1 protein-coding gene is annotated in these 545 nt (G+C 61.5%); it reads right to left on the bottom strand.

Annotation, left to right across the window (positions count from 1 at the left end):
- Window positions 1-545 (bottom strand): DUF4158 domain-containing protein (locus tag ACWGS9_RS35255; protein WP_454509488.1); only part of this gene is annotated, 545 nt, incomplete at both ends.

Genomic DNA, 545 nt, shown 5'->3' with positions numbered 1-545 from the left:
GATCGATTTCGAGCGTGTGCAGGAAGGCGATCCGTTCGGTCAGTCCAATTAGGTTCGAAGCACCGGGCGCGTCTGGCACTGATCGCAGCCAATGGAATCGCGTTTGACCAACAGCCGGATCGACGTCGAGCAGAGCGTCGAGCGCTTCCAACTTCTCGGCGGCGATATCTTCGAGGAGTGTGATTTCTGCGCGTCGGCGTGCGATGGCGCGACCTGCCAATCCGATCGTCTCGATCGCCGCCTGAGAAGGGAGCAGCGCCCCGCGCTGCCGAAACGCAGATATCACCGCCGTAACGATCGGATTGGCAGGTCGCGCCATCGCACGCCGACGCGCGTAGATGGCGTAATCACGCGAGTCTACGCCGAGCTGGTCGGCCAAGTGGCGGATGACCGCCGCATGAGGCTGCTCGTCTTCTCCCAGGAGACGCCCAGTATGCCGCATGACGCAAAGCTGGATGGCGAAGCCCAGTTTATTATGCGGGCGGCGACGCACCTCACATTCCAACCTGTCAACTGGATCGAGAGTGTAGTGCCGGAGCAGACTA

This window comes from Mesorhizobium sp. Arg314, from assembly GCF_053714275.1.
Note: the sequence above shows the minus strand (reverse complement) of the source record. Positions and strands in the feature narration are given on the sequence as shown.